A 22,891-nucleotide genomic window follows, 5' to 3' on the forward strand; every position below is an offset into this window, starting at 1 on the left:
CGTGCGGTTACGATTTGCTTATGTAAAACGATCGAGGATAATAAAGACATTGCGTATCAGTGATATGCCCCAATACTGTTGGTATATCCATAAGAGACTCTGACATAGCCATGCCTGAACACTATCGTTATTCCTTACCTGTCAAAGCGGGCGACCAGCGCCAGCTGGGTGAACTCACGGGCGCGGCGTGCGCCACGCTGGTGGCGGAAATCGCCGAGCGTCATCCAGGCCCGGTGATTCTCGTTGTCCCGGATATGCAAAACGCCCTGCGCCTGCACGACGAAATTCGCCAGTTCACCGATAATCTGGTGTTCAGCCTGGCCGACTGGGAAACGCTGCCGTATGACAGCTTCTCTCCGCATCAGGAGATTATCTCCTCGCGCCTGTCGACGCTCTATCAACTCCCGACCATGCAGCGCGGCGTGCTGATTGTGCCGGTGAACACCCTGATGCAGCGCGTCTGTCCGCACAGCTATCTGCACGGCCACGCGCTGGTGATGAAAAAAGGCCAGCGACTGTCCCGTGATGCCCTGCGCGCGCAGCTTGACGGGGCCGGCTATCGCCACGTCGACCAGGTGATGGAGCATGGGGAATACGCGACCCGCGGCGCGCTGCTCGACCTTTACCCGATGGGCAGCGACCAGCCGTATCGTCTGGACTTTTTCGATGATGAAATCGACAGCCTGCGCGTCTTCGACGCCGACACGCAGCGCACGCTGGAAGAAGTGGAGTCCATCAATTTACTGCCCGCGCATGAGTTCCCCACGGACAAAACCGCTATCGAACTGTTTCGCAGCCAGTGGCGCGATAAGTTCGATGTGAAGCGCGACGCGGAACATATTTATCAGCAGGTCAGTAAAGGCACGCTGCCTGCCGGGATCGAATACTGGCAGCCGCTGTTCTTCAACGAGCCGCTCCCTGCCCTGTTCAGCTACTTCCCGGCGAATACGCTGATTGTTAATACCGGCGATATCGACGCCAGCGCCAGCCGCTTTGAAAGTGAAACCCGCGCGCGCTTCGAAAACCGGGGCGTTGACCCGATGCGCCCGCTGCTGCCGCCGGAAGCGCTGTGGCTGCGTACCGACGAGCTCAACGCCGAGCTGAAGCGCTGGCCGCGCATGCAGCTGAAAACCGATTCGCTTGCCGACAAGGCCGCCAACACCAACCTCGCCTTCCGGACGCTGCCGGACCTGGCCGTCCAGGCGCAGCAGAAATCCCCGCTGGATAATCTGCGCAAGTTCCTGGAGTCCTTTACCGGCCCGGTGGTGTTCTCCGTTGAGAGTGAAGGCCGCCGCGAAGCGTTAGGTGAGCTGCTGGGACGCATTAAGGTGGCGCCGAAGCGCATCCTGCGCCTGAGCGAAGCGACCGGAAACGGTCGTTACCTGATGATTGGCGCCGCCGAGCACGGTTTTATCGACACGCTCAACAACCTGGCGCTGATTTGCGAAAGCGACCTGCTGGGCGAGCGCGTCGCACGCCGCCGTCAGGACAGCCGTCGGACCATCAACCCGGACACGCTGATCCGTAACCTGGCCGAGCTGCACCCGGGCCAGCCGATTGTTCACCTGGAGCATGGCGTTGGACGCTATCAGGGGATGACCACGCTGGAAGCGGGCGGCATTAAAGGTGAATACCTGATGCTGACCTACGCTAACGACGCCAAACTGTATGTTCCGGTGTCGTCCCTGCATCTGATCAGCCGCTACGCGGGCGGTGCCGAAGAGAACGCGCCGCTGCACAAGCTGGGCGGCGATGCCTGGGCGCGCGCGCGCCAGAAGGCCGCGGAAAAAGTGCGCGACGTGGCCGCCGAGCTGCTGGATATTTACGCCCAGCGCGCGGCCAAAGAGGGCTTCGCCTTTAAGCATGATAAAGAACAGTACCAGCTGTTCTGTGACAGCTTCCCGTTTGAAACCACGCCGGATCAGGCTCAGGCTATTAACGCCGTGCTTAGCGACATGTGCCAGCCGCTGGCAATGGACCGCTTAGTCTGCGGCGACGTCGGCTTCGGCAAAACCGAAGTGGCGATGCGCGCCGCTTTCCTTGCGGTCGAAAACAACAAGCAGGTGGCGGTGCTGGTGCCGACCACCCTGCTCGCTCAGCAGCACTTCGACAACTTCCGCGACCGCTTCGCCAACTGGCCGGTACGTATCGAGATGCTGTCGCGTTTTCGCAGCACCAAAGAGCAGACGCAGATCCTGGAGCAGGCCAGCGAAGGCAAGATCGACATTCTGATCGGCACCCACAAGCTGCTGCAAAGCGACGTGAAGTGGAAAGATCTGGGGCTGCTGATCGTCGACGAAGAGCACCGCTTCGGGGTGCGTCATAAAGAGCGCATCAAAGCGATGCGCGCCGACGTCGACATCCTGACCCTGACCGCAACGCCGATCCCGCGAACCCTGAACATGGCGATGAGCGGCATGCGCGATCTGTCGATTATTGCCACGCCGCCGGCGCGCCGTCTGGCGGTGAAAACCTTCGTCCGCGAGTACGATAATCTGGTGGTGCGTGAGGCCATTCTGCGTGAAGTACTTCGTGGGGGGCAGGTCTACTACCTCTATAACGACGTGGAAAATATCCAGAAAGCGGCGGACAGGCTGGCGGAGCTGGTACCGGAAGCGCGCATTACTATCGGCCACGGGCAGATGCGCGAGCGCGAGCTGGAACGGGTGATGAACGACTTCCACCACCAGCGCTTTAACGTGCTGGTGTGCACCACCATCATCGAAACCGGGATCGACATTCCGACCGCGAACACCATCATCATTGAACGCGCGGATCACTTTGGTCTGGCGCAGCTTCACCAGCTGCGCGGTCGCGTCGGGCGTTCACACCATCAGGCCTACGCCTGGCTGCTGACGCCGCATCCGAAAGCGATGACCACCGACGCGCAAAAGCGTCTGGAAGCCATCGCCTCGCTGGAAGACCTCGGCGCAGGCTTTGCGCTGGCCACGCACGATCTCGAGATCCGCGGTGCCGGCGAACTGCTGGGTGAAGATCAAAGTGGCTCGATGGAAACCATCGGCTTCTCGCTCTATATGGAGCTGCTGGAGAACGCGGTTGATGCCCTGAAGGCCGGACGCGAGCCGTCGCTGGAAGACCTTACCAGCCAGCAGACCGAGGTCGAGCTGCGTATGCCTTCCCTGCTGCCTGATGATTTCATTCCGGACGTGAATACCCGTCTCTCATTCTACAAACGCATCGCCAGCGCGAAGAAGGAGAACGAGCTGGAAGAGATCAAGGTTGAGCTGATCGACCGCTTTGGTCTGCTGCCCGATGCGGCGAGAAATCTGCTGGATATCGCGAGACTGCGCCAGCAGGCGCAGAAGCTGGGGATTCGCAAGCTCGAAGGCAATGAAAAAGGCGGCGTGATTGAATTCGCCGAGAAGAACCACGTCAACCCGATGTGGCTCATCGGTCTGCTGCAAAAACAGCCGCAGCATTTCCGTCTGGATGGCCCAACGCGTCTGAAATTTACCCAGGAGCTGACGGAGCGTAAAACCCGTATGGACTGGGTGCGTAACTTTATGCGTCAGCTGGAAGAGAACGCGATCGCATAACCTCCCTTCCCCCTGTTAGCCCAGTGCTACGGGGGGACAATTTACAAACTCTTTGCACTTCACCCGATCTTCCCGACATACCCATTCGCCATAATTATGTTTAACGCCTTATAAAACAATAACCTTATCATTTGCATGGATTGTGGTGATGATGACCTCTTCGCGTTTTACTCGCTGGATGACCCTGTTTGCGCTGGTAGCCACCGTCGCGGTTGCGCTTCCCGCTCGGGCAAACACCTGGCCCCTTCCCCCTCCCGGCAGCAAGGTGGTGGGTGAAAACCGCTTTCATGTGGTTGAAAATAATGGCGGTTCGCTGGAAGCGATTGCCAAAAAATATAACGTCGGTTTTCTGGCTCTGCTGCAGGCGAACCCCGGCGTCGACCCTTACGTCCCGCGCGCGGGCAGCGTGTTGACTATCCCGCTACAGACGATCCTGCCGGACGCCCCGCGCGAGGGGATCGTGATAAACCTGGCGGAGCTACGTCTGTACTATTACCCGCCGGGTAAAAACGAAGTGACGGTCTACCCGATTGGTATTGGTCAGCTGGGCGGCGACACCCTGACGCCGACGATGGTCACCACCGTCTCGGATAAACGCGCGAATCCAACCTGGACCCCGACGGCCAATATTCGTGCCCGCTATAAAGCTCAGGGCATTGATCTTCCAGCCGTGGTGCCGGCAGGCCCGGATAACCCAATGGGACACCACGCGATCCGCCTGGCAGCCTACGGTGGTGTTTACCTGCTGCACGGCACGAATGCGGACTTTGGCATCGGCATGCGCGTCAGTTCCGGATGTATTCGTCTGCGCGATGACGATATCAAAACGCTGTTTAACGTCGTTACGCCGGGTACCAAAGTGAATATTATCAATACGCCGATTAAGGTTTCTGAGGAACCGGGCGGCGTGCGGCTGGTCGAAATTCACCAGCCGCTATCGAAAAACATTGGCGATGACCCGCAGACGCTGCCCATTAACCTGAATGCCGCGATAGTAAGCTTCAAAACGAATGCGAATACCAGCAGCGTGGTGATGGAGCGCGCGATGGAGGCTCGGTCAGGCATGCCGACCGATGTCACCCGGCATCATGATGTCGCCCAGCAGTCGATGTAATTCAGAAAGAAAAACGCCCTGCACATGTGCAGTAATGCCGTTCACTTAAGGCTCGCGTGACTTAAAGCTGAACGTATATCCAGGCGGTACATAAAGCACTGAACGATCGCATCGTCGGTGCTTTCTTTTTGCTGGCAGGATAAAGGATTTTATATTTTCCTAATTATTTTCAAATTATTATGGATTTTCCCGTCGCACCTTTGCCACAGCCCCGTACCTGGGACACCAGGATATCCCAGGTTTGCAGGTGGTGGCAATGAGTTGCTGCTTAAACTCAGGAGAATAATCTGGGCAGCCTTTACGCCTGCCGGGAATCACATTTGTCTGCAGATCTGACTCTTTGATTCCCACCACTTATTTGGTGGACACCAGTACTTTTTGTTCCTGTAATCAAAAGAAAAATCAATATACACTACCATTAACGCGAGCATTGCAACGAGGGCCAGACCATTATAATAAAATACAGGGCTATGAAGTAAAATGAGAGCGATTAGTTCATTCATCATTACATCCCCATGTGCTGGTAAGCCTTATCACCCTGTAGCCAGGTGATCAATACCCCTGCAGCCGTAAACAATCCAGTACATATTACAAACAGAATAACCAGGAACCAGCCAGAAATATCTTTACCCTCGTTAACGCTGAAACTACACATAGTTAATATAACAGCGAAAAATAACATCATTCCGGCTATTCCGGCGGAAGACCACGGTGGAGTGTACATTTTTTCCGCCGGATAATCGGGCTGATGGGTTAATCTGGATGACACCGCCGTAATAGAAAACTTTTTCTGTTTGGATGCCGCCACAAACTGGTCGCCCTGTGCATACGTTACTGCATCTGATGCCAGCGCCAGCGCCAGCCACGGATACCCTGCAGAATGCTCGCCGAGCGACATTTCAAGATCCAGCCGATCCGGTACGACTTTTTTTTCGTCCAGCACTTCCAGCAGCGGATATTTTTCTGTGCGCGATAAACCGGTATACCAGATCTGTTTGGGTTTACTGACAGCCTCCGCACGCAGATAAACAGGTACTGCACTTTCTACGTCAATAACCCCCGTCATAGGTTGATAAAGATAAACAGGTTTTTCTCCTTCCGTTTTAACGTAGTCATTCGTCAGGAGAAGCGCGGTAGCATTCTCCATCCACTTGCATTCCCCTTCTTCAGAATGCAAATCTACACAGATAAGCAGGCGTTCAACGACGTAGCCGTTCGTCTGTTTTATCCACTCTGTGACTAACGTATAGTCCGGGCATTCAGGCAAAAATGTGATTTTTTTGATCGAGATCCCGGAACGTTCAAGCACACGCCGGAGTTCATCGCTACAGGATTCATCCCCACCTCGCACCCATACAAGCGCTTCAATCTGCCTGTACCGGGAGAGTTTTTCCATCATCGGCTCCAGGACGTGGATAATAGCCTGCCCGGCCCGCGTGAAATCGAATGATTTATCCAGGTCAATTTTCAACGGCATTTTGGCGGCCAGCGGAAACTCCCCCTCCAGTTTCAACATGTTCAGCGCCAGCTCCTTTGTTGCCTTTGGCGGGGTCAGTATCGACCAGCCAGCCAGGATGATGTTACGCCTGGCATAGCTGACAACCTTGTATTCCTGCCGTGCCGCAATCAATAACCGCGTTTCTATGTAGTGTCTGTGCGCGTTATACGCAATACAGAACGCCTGTACTAAAAAGGTTACTGCAGCGACAGGTATTACCACTGCATCAACAAGAAAACCTGAATCAACATGTTTATTACCCGGCCAGGTGACAGCCCGGATACCAGTACAAACAATCACGACGAGCACATAGACAACACACACACCAATAGTGGGAAAGTCATGTTTAAATTCGTTCTGCTTAGGGTAAAGCCACCAGTTCATCACACAGCCCCCGCAGTGGGGAGTGTGGTGCGAATAGCACAGCCGCACGCCGCTTTACAGCCATCCACGACCACGCCCCGGCCGTTCATCGTCCATGTCGGGTGGCATTCGTTGACAGGGAACGTTCCTTTATGCTCAGGGCACGTCACCAGATCGTCTTTCAGGGCCACTGGCAGGCCCATAAATTCCGCGCCTGACGCTTTAATCACTTTTCCGCCGCTCACCAGCGGGTCATTCAGTCGAATTACGCCATTCATCAGTTTCCCTTCCTTCCTGCGTCCATATCACAGCACATGTGATCCCAGCCGGTGTATCCCTTCACTTCCGGTACTTTGTCGGTTAAGCCCTGATAGTTGGCCTTAAACTGCGCAGTATTTTCTTTCAGACCTTGTTTGGTGATGTAATCCAGCCCCCATGCGGGGCCGGGGAAACGAGGTTCCAGATTACCGTGTACTTCGTTCCCCATACCATCATCCACGGTATATTCAATTCCAGGACCACCAGCGGCAAGGGGCGGGTCGTCAAACGGTTTGGACGACATATACAGTCGATGTTTGGTCTGTAAAAAACCCTGATCGTTGACGACGGTGAAAGACACAGCATCTTCTGCGGGTGCTCTGTTATCACCATTAGGTTCATTAGGTGATGGGGAAAATCCTACTGACCTCCAAGTTTCGCCATAATCTTTAGAAACAAGGAATCCATCTACCTCCCAGTTGGGGATTGAAATATAGCGCTCTGAAGGGTGAATAAATTTATGGGTAAATATTCGGTAAAACTGGCTAACCGGCTCGGTATGAATTCCTTTCTGGGTATCCGTGTACCAGAGTTCACCTTCGCAGTCCCAGCCCTTCAGCTCCAGATAACGATGGTCATCGAACCGGTACACTACCTGCGTTGGCGGCACTGAAGCCTTGCAACCTGCGGGCACCAGCAACAGCGCGGTAAGCAATGAATAAAGTCCTTTCATGGCTATCTCCCTGCATCCATATTGCATTGCATATGGTCCCAGCCGGTATAATCTTTCGCTTCCGGTACTTTATTGGGTAAGCCCTGCCAGTTTGTTTTATACTGCTGCGTACTATGTTCCAATATCTGTTTAGTCATGTAGACCATCCCCCAAGCCCAACCAGGTGAGCGAGCCTCCAATATTTGCTCTGTTCCATCATCCAGTTTATAGGGAATCCCTGGACCATTAGCTAATACACGAGGATCTTCAAATGGTTTGGATGACATATACAGCCTGTGTTTAGTCTGTAAAAATCCCTGATCGTTGACGACAGTGAAAGAAAGAACGTCCTCATAAGGCGCGTAATCATCGCCGTTAGGTTCATTTTCCCCTGGTGCAAATTGTGCAAGTTTCCATGTTCGACCATAATCCTTCGAAACCCTAAATCCATCAGCCCCCCAAATAGGGATAGACATATATTTTTCTGAAGGATGAATAAATTTACGGGTGAAGATCCTATAAAACTGTAAATAAACTTGAGAATGGATAGCCCTTTGCGTATCGGTGTACCAAAGCTCTCCTTCGCAGTCCCAGCCTTTCAGTTCCAGATAGCGGTGATCATCAAAACGATAAACTACTTGCGTAGGCGGTTCTGAAGCCTTACACGCTGCCGCAAATAAAACGGAAATAGTAATAACTCCTACACATAGTCCTTTCATGTCTTATCCTTTAGCCAACTGGCTGTCGCTTTTAGGTTTCGGCATTTCCCATTGCAGCAGCTTTATTTCCTGGAAATATCCAGGCCTGACAGTTCCCGTCTCAATATCCATCAGGTTACGCGAGCGAGGCCGAACACCGGCATAATCATTTTCCACACCAAAATCGCCCTTCGGCAGCACATCCTCCGGTTTATTCATAAAATCCTTTGTTGGTGCTATTGGTAACTGGCCTGATTGGTAATATTTTTTTGCGGCCGGGAAGCCATTCTGCGGATCACGCCAGTCAGCACGATGTAACAAGCTTTCCCAGAATTTACCGGCTTTGTAGTCAAACGACTTACACTGACCAATTGCAAGGTCGAATGCCATCGCGTGCGATGGCGCGAACTCACTCATGACAATTGACGAATGCTGGCTGTAGCTTACCGGGTCAGTTTTTTTCCATTCTTTTTCAAGTTCTTCACGGGTTTTCAGCCAGGTAATGGACAACACAGGATATTCTTTAGAACCAGTAACTTCCCCGTGAATAACGGTATGCCCCCGGTCATGGCTTTCTACATTCAGTTCATCTGGTGTTAAAACATGCCCAGGCTTCCAGCTAATACGCTGATAACTGTTAAGCATATACATCGCAGAATCCGTGCGCTTGATGGCACTGGCTTTAGCCGAATAGGATATGTAGGCATCCGGGCTATCCGGATCGATATAATACGTATACGGCTTGTCACTCGTTTTAGGGTCATTATCCGGATGGTTATCCTGACCCTGTAGTTTGAAAATAAAGGGTTCCGGCAATTCTTCACCGTTCACCACTACGTCATGGGTGCGGTAACTGGCATTCGGGAGAAATGAATATTTTGCATCCCTCTCTTTTCGTTGTGGCAACTCAAAGGGTTTAGTGTCAGGTGCTTTTCCTACTTCGCCGTGCTGATAAAAAACTCGCTGGAACAGGTTAGGAATGCCATCTGCAATTTTCTGAGGGATCCCACGCCAGCCAAATCCCTGTACATTTTCCAGCGATACAACGCCATCATTTGGACAGAAGTAGTTATACACTTTACCGTTATTGTTACGTCCATAGCGATCATCAGCCCGCAACGGATTATCAGAGGGTTTGCGCAGCGTACAGGAGGCTTCAAGGGCCAGTAATTCAGCCTCGCCTAATATCCCTCCCCCTTTCCACTGCGTATGCATCAGGCTACAGAAATTTTTGAATGTCTTCTGCCTGGCAGAATCAGTCTGTTGGTATCCTGGCTGAATATTTTCAGCCATGCGGGACTCCAGTGAATAAGGGGAATGATTCAGAATAACGCAGTTAACTGGATCATACCCCGCCTGCTTTACCAGCATATTTGCCAGCATGGTGATAATGGTGCCCTGGCTGTGAGCCACCACATTAATCACATCTTTCGTTGTAGTAGGTTCACTTCGAATCTGAATAATCAAATCTGCAAGACGCTGGGCAGCAAAAAACTGGTAAATACGGTGCGGGTTTTCATAAATGGGATGAGTGTAATCCCCGTCGTTCATATGCAGTGATGCAAATCCCGCCGCTGCCACGCCAATACCTCCAGCTCCAGGCCCCAGCATATCGGGAATGTTGGTGGTCGCATTCGCGAACGTTCCGCCACCTTTTGCAAAATTTGAATCAAGACCATTCTTGAGATTGTCATTCTGGTACTTAAATGAACCCTTACCGTCATTACCCAGCGCGGCCTTGTTTGTCTCATTATCTTCCTGATAGGCGTCATACGGCAGATGGGCACCGGAAGACAGTATTCCGACTTCATCCTTATACCGCTTCTGGTCTGCAACGTAATCAGCATGAGTGACCGGCTTGTACCCCCAGTAAAACGGGATAACAGGCGAACGGCCAGGATGCGCAATTCTGTACTCCCCCCACTCATGCGCGTAAAAATCCTGACGATTAAGACGCTTACTGAGGCCCGCAAGAATGCCTTTCTCCTGATTCTGGTATGCCTCACCCACGTCGTTTACGCCATGGACCAGAATCACAATTCCCGGCATCGGACGCGGCACGCCAACGCGACGGGTCTGGGCCACCTCACCCAAATCTTTGTGTACAGGAATATCCCCTTCTGATATGACCCTTGGAGCATACGGGCTTTGTCTGGCTTCCGTCATTCCATTAACTCCATTTTGTAGGTGTCCAGGTCATCAGCATCGAGTAACGATGAATGACCGTTGCTGTCCGTTATGCCTTCCACCACTTTTCCGGCCGAGCTGGTCAGCCGGAATTTTTTGTTTGCGAGAATTTGCTCCGGATCGTCTCCGGCATGCAGCTGGTAGCGGAGTTTAAATGCGCCCTGATTAAACGGCGGGACCGTGACCTGTGCGCTTTCCGGGCCGTCATACTTCAGACTGGGTCCTTTCAGTTCGATTCCCGTCGGCGAGAAGATGGTGACCAGTCCGTTCGGACTGACGCGTATCCCGCCTCCCCCACAGACCAGCTGTATGCCCTGTCTGGCGCTGCCGTTCAGCTGCCCGTCGGTACTCGCCATCGTGAAATCATTCTGCGAGAGCATATGCATGGCACCGCGCTGGGCCTGCGTCGTGATATCCCCGGCCCCAGCAATCATCTGAATGCCAAGCTTGCGGGCAAACAGAGAAAGTTTTTCCCCCACGGCCAGCGAGAATTTTTTCACCACGTTTACGCTGGTATCCTGGCCCGCCGTAACAATCACATCTTCCCCGGCAGACAGTTGCAGACTGTCCGGCGTGACGTGCGCCTGACCTTTGTCGGCATAGGTCAGCAGGCCCGCGCCGGTAAGGTTAGTTAGTGTCTGGCGCAGTTGACTTTGCTGATCGGTTTCCACATTACTGGCCCCGGCTGTCAGTGCGCTTTGTTGCAGCGTCATTGCCAGCGACAACGCTTTATCCAGCTGCGCAATGGCGGCTGTCATATCCAGTTGCTTACCCGCAGCACGCGGTTGCGCCTCCGTGGTGATCATCACCCCTTTCGCAGCACGGAGCGCCATGTGATTGTCAGTGCGCGCTTCCACACCTTCGCCGCGCTGCTTTCCCTCTGCGTCAACGAGGTGGCCAGCGCTGACCTGACTCTTGCCGTATTCCGTGGAAATCTTGATGTGTTCCTGACCGCGGCGGTCCTCCAGGCGGATTTTGTTCGAAGCAGCAGTGCGGATCACGTTGCGGGTGTCGTTGCGATTTGTAACCAGATCAGGGTGCTTGCCGTCATGCATGACATGCGCAATAAAGGGCCGGTCCGGATCGCCGCCTTCAAAGGCTACAGCCACTTCTGTACCGTCCAGCAGCGGGAAATGAAAACCAAACACATCCCCGCCGTACGGTCTGCCCAGACGCATCAGCGCACTTTCAAAACCGTCACGTTTCTCGTCGAGGTCAAAATCAAACTTCACGCGGTATCGGCCCCGGGCATCGACTCCGGCATAAGTGTGATCCCGATTGATGGCCGCCACGCGACCGGGTACCGTACCGGCAATCACCGGTCGCGGCAGATATTCCGGACGATAGCTGTAGCCGTTCAGATAAGGGATCCCCTTCAGGATGGCGCGGTAGTGCTGTGCGCGACTGCCGGATAGCGTCATTGTGGTGACAAGAAAACCGTGTTTAAACCCTTCAGGAATATCCCCTGTTGGGTGGAACATCACACCCGGCAACAGTGCCGGGTCACTGGTTGTCCCTCCCAGCACACTCTGTTTGTTCAGCAGGCGCTCATAGCGCAGGCGTGCGCAGAACGTGGCTGTTTCCGCCTCTTCACCGTAAAAATCGCCGTCCTCCAGATAATGATCGGCATAGTGATACTGTTTTCCGCTGGTTATCCCGTCGGGAATATCATTATCGAAAATGGTTTTATCCGCCTGTGGCGAAAATGGATTGCGGTAGTTATACGTACGCACCAGTACGCTTTCGGGAATGAGTTCGTATTGTTCTTCAAGCTCGGTAATGTATTCTTTATGGCTGGTCATGCCGGAATGGCGAACGTACGGCAGCTTCTTATCGCTGAAGACATAGCGGCGGCCACCGTCACCAAAGACAACCACCGTATCGCCCTGTACCTTGTCATGGTTTTCAAAGCGGAACCAGATCCCCACCTCGGCCAGCAGACGGCGGATAAACTGGAGATCGGTTTCCTTCCACTGAATAATCATTTCACGGCTGGGGTAGCTGTGGCTCAACTGATCAAAATCGATGTTGTAACCCTGAAAATGCCTGCTCTCCTTCATCAGCCTCGTGACGAGCTCCGGCACTGTCACATTCATGTATACGGCCGAACGGTAATTCCGGTCCAGCAGCGCCAGATCATGCTCCAGCACACACTCGTAAAGGGCTTCATCGGCAGATGACTTCAGACGGGCAAACGACGTGATCACCCCGTTAATCTGGCGCACCGGCAGCCAGGGCTCCTGATTGTGCCAGCCAGCTTTCGGATTCGGGGCACGAAGAATAAATTCCGCCCTCTGATTGAGGACATCGTTGACGGCAATGTTTGATGCCGGGCTGGTAAAGCGGATGGTGTAGCGATAGGGCTTACTGAGTTCTTCTTCCCCGGTAAAAGAGTGAACATCCGGTAAAACAGATTTGCCTCGTGGAATATACAGTAAATAACGGTTTAACGTATCCTGTTGCTGAACAATGCCTGACGGTCCTTTCATCGCAAAATATCCATAATAAAGAATGACTGTTTATTAAAAAACAATACCCTCACAGACCATTGAATAAAATGTCATTCCGTAACACATCACAGAATGTTACAAAATACATATCATTCAGTTTAAAGATAAATAAAACAAAAATATTCACACCATAAATAAAAGCCTAGGAATGATACCCGGCCCGTATATAACAATTCAGTCGATAAAACCAATATGAACGACGTGTTTTTCCTGTGAACGCATCATCAGACATTCAGAAACCGCCGCAGAAGGGTTACTCAGCCCTTTTTTCTGATATAAATCGTTCTTCCTTGGCGAACAGCAATAAATATTAAACCGGTTCGCCGCCTGATAAGAATTTACAGCAGTTTCCGTAAGCGGGGTTTTATCTGCCACCAGTATATGAGGATAAACTCCGTTCCGGTATCCCGGGTTCGCAGGAGGCGGCAAAGAGCCGCTGCTTAAACTCAGGAGAATAATCAGGACAGCCTTTTCGCCTGCCGCGAGTCACATTTTTCCTCATATCTGACACTTTGATACCCACCACTTATTTGGAGGACACTACGTTGTCGGAAGCATCAGATTATGACCTGACGGCTCTCGCCGGACGCATCCAGAGAACGGGAAAAAGTATTCAGTTCGAATGGGAAAACATCCGCAACGAAGTCCATATCGTGTCAGACGTAAAAAAATCCGGGTTCAGTGGGGCTGAACCCGGATTGTCTCTTACTGGCAGGATCGTTCAACTGTTCTTAAACGATCGGCATTACTTCACATGTGCAGGGCGTTTTTTATTGCAGTGGCATAAATGAGGGTTTATGCCCGGCTTATTTGTAGATGACAGCCGTGCCGTGCAGGGTGTTAGGACCGGTCACAGAGGTGATGCGGTAAGATTTTGCACCCATCTCTTGCGCTTTTTGCGCCAGCTGATCTTCCAGTGAACCCAGGTTAGTCCCGGCAGACGCAGAGATCGTCCCGACTTTATGCTGATCGACCGGAGTGGACTGTACCTGTACAGCAGCAAAGCTTGCGAAAGAGAGTGAACTCAGGACAGCAGCAGCGATGAGGGTTTTTACGTTTTTCATGATGTTTACCTTTAGCAGATGAATTTGGAGGTCGTTATCTATTTAGTTAACGATCGATAGGTAAATCATAAATGTGATCCAGGTCACGCGTCAACATAATTTTATAACGACCATTAACTTAATTTTAAAGTTGTTATTTTTCATATAGATATGATTAATATATTTTTAAGCATTAGCACTGGTGGTGGGTTGCGTTTATTTTTATAATGGTTATTCACCAAACCAACAGAGGACCAACGGCACATGACAACCGACGTCACGAGTTGTGCGAAGAAAAGCCGTGGCCGACCAAAAGTGTTTGACAGGGATGCAGCGCTTGATAAGGCCATGACTCTCTTCTGGCAACATGGGTATGAAGCAACCTCGCTTTCCGATCTGGTAGAAGCTACCGGAGCCAAAGCGCCGACGCTGTATGCCGAATTTACCAATAAAGAGGGGCTGTTCAGGGCGGTGCTGGACAGATACATTTCGCGCTTTGCGGCGAAACATGAAGCCCAGCTATTTTGTGAAGAGAAAAGCGTCGAACAGGCGCTTCGCGACTATTTCACCGCCGTCGCGACCTGCTTCACCAGTAAAGAGACGCCTGCGGGCTGCTTTATGATTAACACCTCTGCCACCCTGGCGGCGTCCTCGAAAGAGATTGCCAATACGGTGAAATCGCGGCATGCCATGCAGGAGGAGACGCTCAGCGCCTTTCTGGCTCAGCGCCAGCAGCGCGGTGAAATCCCTGCGCAATGCAACCCTCAGCTGCTGGCGCAATACCTGAGCTGTATTTTGCAGGGGATGTCGATCAGCGCCCGTGAAGGGGCTACGCTGGAAAAACTGCAGAATATTAGCGAAACCACGCTGCGACTGTGGCCTGAGCTACTGAAAATCTGAAGCAAAAAAAAGCTCCTCAGCCTGAGCGCATGAGGAGCTAAATTCAGAGAACATCTTTTTTACACTTTGTTATTCAGAACCAGCTGGCCATTTCCATCCAGTGGAATTTGCGTTCCCGGGTCTTTATCCATGCGGATTTTGCCCTGCTGATCGCCAATTTTGTACGTCACGTCATAGCCCAGCATTTTTTCCGACTTGTCATAGACGGTTTTGCAGCGTTGCTGAGTCGTGGTGTAAGTATCGTTATCCTGCATCGCGCCCTGTACCTGGTTACCGGCATAGCCGCCACCCAGCGCGCCGACCACGGTCGCCACATCTTTACCCCGGCCGCCGCCGAACTGGTGACCAATCACGCCACCCGCTACCGCGCCCAGAACAGAACCGGCAATGCGGTTTTCATCCTGCACCGGACGACGGTGCGTCACGGAGACGTTACGGCACTCCTGACGAGGCGTTTTTACCGTTTCTTTAATCGGTGTAGCAGAAACCACCTGCGCATACTGCGGGCCGCGATCTAATACGTTGAGACTGGCAACGGCAGCCACACCTAACGCAGCCGCGACGCCAATCCCTATACCCGCCAACATTGATTTATTCACGGGACTTCCTCCTTTGTTGCTATTGGTAACAATTTTGCAATGGAGGCACGGCTTCGCCAATAAGATAAAGGATCAAAAAAGGGGCGTTGAGAGGAGATATATTGTATTTAGGAGAACTCTTAAGCACTCAAACTGTGATCTACAGCATGAAATGCTAAAAACTCCCTCCGGAGGACCCGGAGGGAGTGAAAGATTAGTGCAGCTTCAGACGCGGACGGATCACGCGGTTGATTCTGCCCACCAGCATCATCAGCCCGGTTTTGAAGTAGCCGTGCAGCGCAATCTGGTGCATGCGGTACAGGGAGATATACACGAAGCGGGCAATGCGCCCTTCTACCATCATTGAGCCGCGCATCAGGTTGCCCATCAGGCTGCCGACGGTAGAGAAGTTTGACAGAGACACCAGAGAACCATGGTCTTTGTAGACATAGGCCTTCATTGGCTTGCCTTTGTACTGCGCCAGAATGTTGTGCAGCACCAGGCTTGCCATCTGGTGAGCGGCCTGCGCGCGCGGCGGCACGAATCCACCTTCAGGACGCGCGCAGGAGGCACAGTCACCGATAGCAAAGATTTCAGGGTCACGCGTGGTTTGCAGCGTTGGCTCGGTGACCAGCTGGTTAATGCGGTTCGTTTCCAGACCGCCGATCTCTTTCATAAAGTCAGGCGCTTTGATACCTGCCGCCCAGACCATCAGATCCGCTTTGATATACTCGCCGTCTTTGGTGTGCAGGCCGCCTTCGTCGGCGCTGGTCACCATGGTCTGCGTCAGCACCCGCACGCCCAGTTTGGTGAGCTCATTGTGCGCCGCACCGGAAATACGCGGAGGCAGCGCAGGCAGAATACGTTCACCCGCTTCGACCAGCGTGACGTTCAGCGCTTCGTTAGTTAACCCTTTGTAACCGTAGCTGTGCAGCTGTTTCACTGCATTGTGCAGCTCCGCAGACAGCTCAACGCCCGTCGCACCACCGCCGACAATGGCGATATTCACCTTACCGTTCGCACCCATATTGCTGGTGTACTTCAGGAACAGGTTCAGCATTTCCTGATGGAAACGACGCGCCTGGTGCGGGTTATCGAGGAAGATACAGTGCTCTTTCACGCCCGGCGTGTTGAAGTCGTTGGAGGTACTGCCCAGCGCCATGACCAGTGTGTCGTACGGCAGCTTGCGCTCAGGAACCAGCAGCTCCCCTTTTTCATCGCGCAACTCTGCCAGGGTGATGGTTTTGCTTTCACGGTTGATGTCCACCACCGAGCCCAGCTGGAACTGGAAATGGTGGTTGCGCGCGTGCGCCAGGTAGCTGAGCGCGTCCACGCCCTCGTCCAGAGAACCGGTCGCCACTTCGTGCAGCAGCGGTTTCCACAGGTGGCTGTGGTTACGATCCACCAGCGTAATTTTGGCTTTTTTACCGCGACCCAGCTTCTTGCCCAGCTGTGTAGCCAGCTCCAGCCCGCCAGCACCACCGCCTACAATCACTATCTTTTTCAATGGCGTAGTCAACGTGACCCCCTCAAATTATTAACCAATTGTTAATTAAAAGTTATAAAAATAACCCTTAATTAACAACAGGTTACAGCACTGAAACCATTCAGGTGCATTGAGAATACCACGTCAGGCGCATTGGTCATACCAAAATTGATATGCATCAAGTTTTGATGGCTTAAAAGTAGACAATTCTGGTCAAAAAGAAAGCCCGGTACGCTTTCGCGGCCGGGCTTTGATGCCTGCGGATAAGGGATTAACCCAGCGTTTTAAACGCTTTGATACGCTGCAGATGCGGGGAGATGTTCTTGAACTTGTGGGTCTGTTCTTCGTCCCAGACGATCTCATAGTAATGATGCAGCAGTTCTGCTGCCCGATGGCTGTTGAGCGCTTCATCATTACGTGAAAGGATCACCAGGCAGCGGTCGCGGTTTTTCTCACGAAAATTGCTGACGCACTTGGTCGCAATATCGACATACTCTTCCGGGCGGTCAATTTTGCCTTCCATGTTCTCGTTCGGGAACAGGTTAGGATTGAACACCACCTGGCGAATGTCGCACAGGAAGCCAATCCGCTCCGCCCAGTATCCGCCCAGCCCCACGCCGCAAATCAGCGGGCGATCGTCGACGTTGAGCTGCAACATCTTGTCCACCTCTTTGAGCAGATGCTGCATATCATGCTTCGGATGGCGCGTGCTATAGCTGATCAACCGTACATCCGGATCGATAAACTGCAGCTGCAGCACCTTCTCATGATTACCAGGACTGTTTGAGTCAAAACCGTGTAAATAGATGATCATCGTCTTCTCACCACGCTACGCCTTCCGGGAGGGTTTACAGGCTGGCTTTATGTGCCTGCCAGCGCTCATTCAGGTCTTCAAGCCGGGCGTTGACCGTCTTCCAGCGCGCCGAATCCATCAGCTCCTGACGGCTAAATGAACCTTTATGATACAATTGTGTAACACGCTCTGCATTGATCGGCGACAGGTTATCCAGCACGCTCACGGCACCTTTACGATTATTGCAGACCAGGATCATATCGCAACCCGCATCCAGAGATGCCTGACCGCGTTCAGCGTAGCTGCCCATAATAGCCGCCCCTTCCATCGACAGATCGTCAGAGAAGATCACGCCATTGAAGCCCAGTTCCTGACGCAGAACGGTTTTTAGCCAGTGCGGAGAGCCGCTGGCAGGGCGCGGGTCAACGTCGCTGTAAATCACGTGCGCAGGCATGATGGCATCCAGCTTGTTGTCGGTGATAAGCGACCTGAACACCGACATATCTTTGGTGCGAATTTCCGCTTCCGGGCGCGGATCGCGCGGCGTCTCTTTGTGTGAATCCGCCGTCACCGCCCCGTGGCCCGGGAAGTGTTTACCGGTGGTTTTCATTCCGGCATCGTGCATACCGTCGATAAACCGGGTCGCCATGGCCAGCGCAATACGCGGATCTTCATGGTATGAACGCTCGCCAATGGCGGCGCTGATATGCCCCACGTCCAGAACCGGGGCAAAACTGATGTCGATATCCATGGCGATCATTTCGCTGGCCATCAGCCAGCCGGCCTCCTGCGCCAGTTTCCCCCCCTCTTCCGTGCCTAACAGCGCGGCAAAAGACTGAGCAGCCGGCAGGCGGGTAAACCCTTCGCGAAAACGCTGCACGCGGCCGCCTTCCTGATCGACGGCGACCACCAGATGATTGCGCGACGCGGCGCGGATCTGACGCACCAGCTCACGCAGCTGCGCCGGATCGTGATAGTTGCGGGTAAACAGGATCAGGCCACCCACCAGCGGATGCGCCAGAATTTCACGCTCCTCCGCATCCAGCTCAAACCCTTCTACATCCAACATGACTGGACCCACATCCACCTCTCTTATCCTTTCGTTTGTAACTGACGCCAGGCATCGTCTGCCAGCGCAATAAAGTGTTTGTCTCTGGACTGCCGATAGCGCATTTCAAACCAGCCAGCCATTAACATGACGACCCAGGGTCGCCAGCATCTGACCTGACGCCTCAGCGCCTCGGGGTCAATATGTGCCACCTGGGCGTAGTCCCTGATGAGTATTTGCCGCGCGGCGTCACTCTCCGTCCAGACTGCCGCCAGCTCCAGCGCCACATCGCCATCTCCGGCATACTCCCAGTCGATAAGCCTGATGCCCGCTGGCGTATGAACAATATTCCCGGCATGAACATCCATGTGCAGCGGCGCGAGCCGAATCGGCTGCGGCTCGCCCGTTTTACGCAGCCGCTTGAGATGTGCCAGCCACATTGGGGTGCGTCTGTCAGGCGCGGCCTGCTGCCAGTAGCGTTCCAGCAGCGGGTATAACGTTATTCGCCATCCCAGACGTGGCTGCCGGTGCAGATGATACAGCATCGCCGCGAGCGCCGGCGTGTCCGGTAACGCGCTTTTAACGTCACCGTCCAGATAGTCGACGGCCATCCAGCCCTGTCTGAAAAAACGAGGAGCAGGCACGAGATCTGACGGAAGACGTCTCAGGGCACGAAACTGACGACGAAAATGGGAGGCAGGCGCGTAGGGATCGTGATTCTGCCGCAAGACCAGACGGTGTTCGCCCTGCGCTATAATGCAACTCGCGCCGCCAAGCCCGGAGTGGGCCTGCGGCGCGATAAGGCGGTACTGAGGAAAATAGCGCGTCAGAATCTCTTCACGCGTGCTGTCATTGTTGCGTAACCGCACCTTTACCTGACCAGATAATTTCGCCTGTCTGAACCAGCATCAGCTGCATCTGCAGGGCTGGGGTATTCACGTTACCGGTGGCGTTAGAGTAAAGCACATACTGTGCGCCAACGTTACGGGCAATGCCGATCGCCTTGCTGCGTGTGCCGAGACTATCCTGCGGCGAAAGGCCCAGCTGCTGTTTGGCTACCGCGAGCTGCTGAGCCGAGACCAGCGTAAACTTGCCGTTGTTAGCCAGAGCATTGCGCAGGGTTTCTGTCGCTTCGCCCGCGTTCAGTGAACCGTTGGTACGGTTGTTGACGCTGTCGACCAGCAATACGCTGCCCGCCGTCACGCCCTGCGCCTGCAGCATTTTACCGACCATCGGCTGCATTGCCCCATTCCAGTCGTAGTGGCGCACGCGCGGTGCAGGCTGCGACGTCTGATCCGGATGCTCAATCGGGCCAGGCTGCGCCGGTATAGACGGTACGGACGGCACGGTTGGCTGCGGCTGCGTTGGCTGCGTTGGCTGTTCTGTGCCCGGTTTCGCCTCTTCCACAGGCGCAGGCTGTTCAGTTCGGGTCACACACCCCGCCAGGAACAGCGCGAAAGCTGTCACGAGCGCATAGCGGCTCAAGTTTTTAATCAAGGTTCACCCCTCAGAGATAAAGATAAAGTCTCACCTTATGCGCACCCAGATAGTTGGCGCTGCCATAGAGCGTTACCGACGACCTGGCCGGAATGGTGACGCTGCGCGGCGCCTCCAGCGGATGCATTTCGAGACCTCTTACGTCATACCAGAAAAAACGGTAGTGGACCGTCACGGGTTCGTGTCTTTCATTAAAGAGCGTAGAGGAGGCAGATGAGTTGATTTCACTGATGGTCAGCGCGGGCTGTTGCGCCGTGATGCCCGCGGCAAGCACGGAGGATTCCATGACCAGCGTCTGTTCATCGTTCACGGGGATCGCCGGGCGCGTGCTGCACCCCACAATCATCATCGTCACTACCAGCGCTGCAATACGCCCTTTACGCATGTCAAAGACCTTTATGTGCCAGCATCGGCCCCAGAGGACGTCCACCCAGCAGATGCATGTGAATATGATACACTTCCTGGCCACCATGACGATTGCAGTTCATGATCAGACGGTAACCGTCTTCTGCAATCCCTTCCTGTTCAGCGATTTTCGCGGCCACCGTCAGCATACGACCTAACGCCACTTCATGCTCGGTTTTTACGTCGTTTACAGTCGGAATCAGAATATTGGGAATGATAAGGATGTGCGTCGGGGCCTGAGGGGAAATGTCCCGGAAAGCCGTCACCAGTTCATCCTGATAGACGATATCCGACGGAATTTCGCGACGGATAATTTTACTGAAAATCGTTTCTTCAGCCATGACCTTTTCCTTTTTTGTTTAATCTGGCGCAATGCGTCCGCTGTAAACACACTCCCAGGATCGGTGTGTGACACAATTCAAGAGTATGAGCGAGTTTCTCCTGTCCTTTCAACCTCCTCCCTCGATTTCTTTCCTGAATGTTCATCAGCTGAGTGAAGAGTGACCGCTTGCGCGTCTCAGTGGCGTTTTTTACGACACAAATAAAAAAGGCAGCCATTCGGCTGCCTTAGTCTCCCCAGGTCACAACTTAGTTGCTGCGGATGTACTCATCCATTTCGGTTTTCAGGTTATCGGATTTGGTACCGAAGATTGCCTGTACACCAGAACCTGCAACAACTACGCCCGCTGCGCCCAGTTTTTTCAGACCCGGCTGGTCTACTTTCGCGACGTCGGCAACGCTCACACGCAGACGAGTGATGCACGCGTCCAGGTTAGTGATGTTCTCTTTACCACCGAACGCGGCAACCAGTGCAGGAGCCATTTCGCTGGTCGCGCCAGCTTTGCTGTCTTCTGTCGCATCTTCACGGCCTGGGGTTTTCAGGTCCAGTGCTTTAATCAGCACGCGGAAGATGGTGTAGTACACAACGGCGTAGCACGCACCGACGATTGGGAACAGCCACAGTTTGCTGCTGTTACCGGACAGAACGATGAAGTCGATCAGGCCGTGAGAGAAGGACGTACCGTCACGCATACCCAGCAGAATACAGATTGGGAACGCCAGGCCCGCCAGAATCGCGTGGATAACGTACAGGATCGGCGCAACGAACATGAAGGAGAACTCGATCGGCTCGGTGATACCGGTCAGGAACGAGGTCAACGCTGCGGAGATCATGATACCGCCCACTTTTGCACGGTTCTCTGGCTTCGCAGAGTGCCAGATAGCAATCGCCGCTGCTGGCAGACCGTACATTTTGAACAGGAAGCCACCAGACAGTTTACCTGCAGTTGGGTCACCCGCCATGTAACGTGGGATATCGCCGTGGAATACCTGGCCTGCTGCGTTGGTGAATTCACCAATCTGCATCTGGAATGGAACGTTCCAGATGTGGTGCAGACCGAATGGCACCAGGCAACGCTCGATGAAGCCGTAGATACCAAACGCCACAACCGGGTTCTGGTAAGCAGCCCACTGAGAGAAGGTCTGGATAGCGGAGCCGATTGGTGGCCAGATGAAGGACAGGATCACGCCAGTGAAAATCGCTGCCAGACCAGAGATGATCGGCACGAAACGCTTGCCCGCGAAGAAGCCCAGATACTCAGGCAGCTTGATGCGATAGAAGCGGTTGAACATATACGCTGCAATCGCACCGGAGATGATACCGCCCAGAACACCGGTGTCCGCCAGGTGTTTCGCGGCAATCTCTTCTGCCGGTAAATGCAGAACCAGCGGCGCAACCACAGCCATGGTTTTCACCATGATGCCGTAGGCAACCACTGCAGCCAGCGCAGAAACGCCGTCGTTATTGGTGAAGCCCAGAGCCACACCGATCGCGAAGATCAGCGGCATGTTAGCAAAGACAGAACCGCCTGCTTCGGCCATCACGTGGGACACTACGGCTGGCAGCCAGCTGAAGTTAGCAGAACCGACACCCAGCAGGATACCTGCAATAGGCAGTACGGATACTGGCAGCATCAGCGATTTACCGACCTTTTGCAGGTTAGCAAATGCATTCTTAAACATAATTGAGAGTGCTCCTGAGTATTTGTGCTTTTTTTACGCTTTCACGCATTGGCCCGGGGGGAGTACCGTGCCGTGGACAGGACATCTAAGCGCCCTTTATTTATTACACAGAGTAAAATAATTCCCTCTGAGTTTGTTTGACGGCTATCACGTTTCAGCTTAAGGCGGTCGAAAAACTTTCAGTTATTTACAAAAAGCATGTCCGGATGTGTCTAAAAACAC

The 22,891-nt window shown here is 53.4% G+C and carries 20 protein-coding genes; 4 read left to right on the forward strand and 16 right to left on the reverse strand.

What is annotated here, in order from left to right:
- Positions 1-110 precede the first annotated feature (110 nt).
- Positions 111-3,557, forward strand: coding sequence for a transcription-repair coupling factor (gene mfd, locus ACDO57_RS09040; protein ID WP_370883866.1), 3,447 nt, complete (start codon positions 111-113; stop codon positions 3,555-3,557).
- Positions 3,558-3,705: 148 nt separating this feature from the next.
- Positions 3,706-4,671 carry a L,D-transpeptidase family protein gene (locus tag ACDO57_RS09045; RefSeq protein ID WP_370883867.1) on the forward strand — a complete coding sequence of 322 codons (966 nt, stop codon included), beginning with the start codon at positions 3,706-3,708 and terminating at the stop codon, positions 4,669-4,671.
- 505 nt (positions 4,672-5,176) lie between these two features.
- On the opposite strand, the gene ACDO57_RS09050 is transcribed toward ACDO57_RS09045, so the two are convergent.
- Genes ACDO57_RS09050 through ACDO57_RS09075 form a run of 6 tightly spaced genes read right to left on the reverse strand, consistent with a single transcriptional unit; the run spans position 5,177 to position 12,876 of the window.
- On the reverse strand, positions 5,177-6,553 hold the full coding sequence (locus ACDO57_RS09050) for a hypothetical protein (protein WP_061715531.1): 1,377 nt from the start codon (positions 6,551-6,553) through the stop codon (positions 5,177-5,179).
- Positions 6,553-6,810: a PAAR domain-containing protein gene (locus ACDO57_RS09055; protein WP_061715532.1), complete on the reverse strand. Its 258-nt coding sequence runs from the start codon at positions 6,808-6,810 to the stop codon at positions 6,553-6,555. The genes ACDO57_RS09050 and ACDO57_RS09055 overlap by 1 nt, the downstream gene beginning before the upstream one ends.
- On the reverse strand, positions 6,810-7,523 hold the full coding sequence (locus ACDO57_RS09060) for a hypothetical protein (protein ID WP_061715533.1): 714 nt from the start codon (positions 7,521-7,523) through the stop codon (positions 6,810-6,812). The genes ACDO57_RS09055 and ACDO57_RS09060 overlap by 1 nt, the downstream gene beginning before the upstream one ends.
- A 2-nt stretch (positions 7,524-7,525) precedes the next feature.
- Entirely contained in the window at positions 7,526-8,221 is a 696-nt protein-coding gene (locus ACDO57_RS09065) for a hypothetical protein (RefSeq protein ID WP_370883868.1), read from the reverse strand.
- 3 nt (positions 8,222-8,224) lie between these two features.
- Positions 8,225-10,366, reverse strand: a complete 2,142-nt coding sequence (locus ACDO57_RS09070) for a DUF3274 domain-containing protein (protein ID WP_061715535.1) — start codon at positions 10,364-10,366, stop codon at positions 8,225-8,227.
- Positions 10,363-12,876 (reverse strand): type VI secretion system Vgr family protein, encoded by a 2,514-nt coding sequence (locus tag ACDO57_RS09075; RefSeq protein WP_157188935.1) that lies wholly within the window; start codon positions 12,874-12,876, stop codon positions 10,363-10,365. Before ACDO57_RS09075 ends, ACDO57_RS09070 begins: the two co-directional genes overlap by 4 nt.
- A gap of 566 nt (positions 12,877-13,442) precedes the next feature.
- Here ACDO57_RS09075 and ACDO57_RS09080 point away from each other — a divergent pair.
- Positions 13,443-13,688, forward strand: coding sequence for a hypothetical protein (locus ACDO57_RS09080; RefSeq protein ID WP_155267945.1), 246 nt, complete (start codon positions 13,443-13,445; stop codon positions 13,686-13,688).
- Positions 13,689-13,703: 15 nt separating this feature from the next.
- On the opposite strand, the gene bhsA is transcribed toward ACDO57_RS09080, so the two are convergent.
- A complete protein-coding gene (gene bhsA, locus ACDO57_RS09085) occupies positions 13,704-13,961 on the reverse strand; it encodes a multiple stress resistance protein BhsA (RefSeq protein WP_008500777.1) in 258 nt (85 codons plus the stop codon).
- A 243-nt stretch (positions 13,962-14,204) separates the two neighbouring features.
- On the opposite strand from bhsA, the gene ACDO57_RS09090 reads away from it, so the two are divergent.
- Entirely contained in the window at positions 14,205-14,840 is a 636-nt protein-coding gene (locus tag ACDO57_RS09090; RefSeq protein WP_024909039.1) for a TetR/AcrR family transcriptional regulator, read from the forward strand.
- A 59-nt stretch (positions 14,841-14,899) separates the two neighbouring features.
- Here ACDO57_RS09090 and ACDO57_RS09095 read toward each other — a convergent pair whose 3' ends face one another.
- The 9 genes from ACDO57_RS09095 to ptsG form a co-directional block, all read right to left on the reverse strand.
- Positions 14,900-15,439: a glycine zipper 2TM domain-containing protein gene (locus ACDO57_RS09095; RefSeq protein WP_008500779.1), complete on the reverse strand. Its 540-nt coding sequence runs from the start codon at positions 15,437-15,439 to the stop codon at positions 14,900-14,902.
- Between the two features lie 193 nt (positions 15,440-15,632).
- Entirely contained in the window at positions 15,633-16,937 is a 1,305-nt protein-coding gene (locus ACDO57_RS09100; protein WP_024909038.1) for an NAD(P)/FAD-dependent oxidoreductase, read from the reverse strand.
- A 238-nt stretch (positions 16,938-17,175) separates the two neighbouring features.
- Complete coding sequence (gene ycfP, locus ACDO57_RS09105; RefSeq protein ID WP_008500781.1) at positions 17,176-17,718, reverse strand: alpha/beta hydrolase YcfP; 543 nt, start codon at positions 17,716-17,718, stop codon at positions 17,176-17,178.
- A 34-nt stretch (positions 17,719-17,752) separates the two neighbouring features.
- Positions 17,753-18,778 carry a beta-N-acetylhexosaminidase gene (gene nagZ, locus ACDO57_RS09110; protein ID WP_370884126.1) on the reverse strand — a complete coding sequence of 342 codons (1,026 nt, stop codon included), beginning with the start codon at positions 18,776-18,778 and terminating at the stop codon, positions 17,753-17,755.
- Between the two features lie 11 nt (positions 18,779-18,789).
- Positions 18,790-19,614 carry a thiamine kinase gene (gene thiK / locus ACDO57_RS09115; protein WP_370883869.1) on the reverse strand — a complete coding sequence of 275 codons (825 nt, stop codon included), beginning with the start codon at positions 19,612-19,614 and terminating at the stop codon, positions 18,790-18,792.
- Positions 19,595-20,242 (reverse strand): penicillin-binding protein activator LpoB, encoded by a 648-nt coding sequence (gene lpoB, locus ACDO57_RS09120; RefSeq protein WP_024909035.1) that lies wholly within the window; start codon positions 20,240-20,242, stop codon positions 19,595-19,597. The genes thiK and lpoB overlap by 20 nt, the downstream gene beginning before the upstream one ends.
- A 10-nt stretch (positions 20,243-20,252) precedes the next feature.
- Complete coding sequence (locus ACDO57_RS09125) at positions 20,253-20,627, reverse strand: YcfL family protein (protein WP_024909034.1); 375 nt, start codon at positions 20,625-20,627, stop codon at positions 20,253-20,255.
- A gap of 1 nt (position 20,628) precedes the next feature.
- Positions 20,629-20,988: a purine nucleoside phosphoramidase gene (gene hinT / locus ACDO57_RS09130; RefSeq protein ID WP_006809243.1), complete on the reverse strand. Its 360-nt coding sequence runs from the start codon at positions 20,986-20,988 to the stop codon at positions 20,629-20,631.
- 247 nt (positions 20,989-21,235) lie between these two features.
- Positions 21,236-22,669, reverse strand: a complete 1,434-nt coding sequence (gene ptsG / locus ACDO57_RS09135) for a PTS glucose transporter subunit IIBC (RefSeq protein ID WP_023311158.1) — start codon at positions 22,667-22,669, stop codon at positions 21,236-21,238.
- Positions 22,670-22,891: the final 222 nt, after the last annotated feature.

This window comes from Enterobacter cloacae complex sp. 2015409, from assembly GCF_041365315.1.
GTDB lineage: Bacteria > Pseudomonadota > Gammaproteobacteria > Enterobacterales > Enterobacteriaceae > Enterobacter > Enterobacter pseudoroggenkampii.

Coding starts and splice junctions, on each gene's coding strand:
- mfd (WP_370883866.1), top strand. CDS start 111: ATGCCTGAACACTATCGTTATTCCTTACCTGTCAAAGCGGGCGACCAG.
- ACDO57_RS09045 (WP_370883867.1), top strand. CDS start 3,706: ATGATGACCTCTTCGCGTTTTACTCGCTGGATGACCCTGTTTGCGCTG.
- ACDO57_RS09050 (WP_061715531.1), bottom strand. CDS start 6,553: ATGAACTGGTGGCTTTACCCTAAGCAGAACGAATTTAAACATGACTTT.
- ACDO57_RS09055 (WP_061715532.1), bottom strand. CDS start 6,810: ATGAATGGCGTAATTCGACTGAATGACCCGCTGGTGAGCGGCGGAAAA.
- ACDO57_RS09060 (WP_061715533.1), bottom strand. CDS start 7,523: ATGAAAGGACTTTATTCATTGCTTACCGCGCTGTTGCTGGTGCCCGCA.
- ACDO57_RS09065 (WP_370883868.1), bottom strand. CDS start 8,221: ATGAAAGGACTATGTGTAGGAGTTATTACTATTTCCGTTTTATTTGCG.
- ACDO57_RS09070 (WP_061715535.1), bottom strand. CDS start 10,366: ATGACGGAAGCCAGACAAAGCCCGTATGCTCCAAGGGTCATATCAGAA.
- ACDO57_RS09075 (WP_157188935.1), bottom strand. CDS start 12,876: ATGAAAGGACCGTCAGGCATTGTTCAGCAACAGGATACGTTAAACCGT.
- bhsA (WP_008500777.1), bottom strand. CDS start 13,961: ATGAAAAACGTAAAAACCCTCATCGCTGCTGCTGTCCTGAGTTCACTC.
- ACDO57_RS09090 (WP_024909039.1), top strand. CDS start 14,205: ATGACAACCGACGTCACGAGTTGTGCGAAGAAAAGCCGTGGCCGACCA.
- ycfP (WP_008500781.1), bottom strand. CDS start 17,718: ATGATCATCTATTTACACGGTTTTGACTCAAACAGTCCTGGTAATCAT.
- ACDO57_RS09125 (WP_024909034.1), bottom strand. CDS start 20,627: ATGCGTAAAGGGCGTATTGCAGCGCTGGTAGTGACGATGATGATTGTG.
- hinT (WP_006809243.1), bottom strand. CDS start 20,988: ATGGCTGAAGAAACGATTTTCAGTAAAATTATCCGTCGCGAAATTCCG.
- ptsG (WP_023311158.1), bottom strand. CDS start 22,669: ATGTTTAAGAATGCATTTGCTAACCTGCAAAAGGTCGGTAAATCGCTG.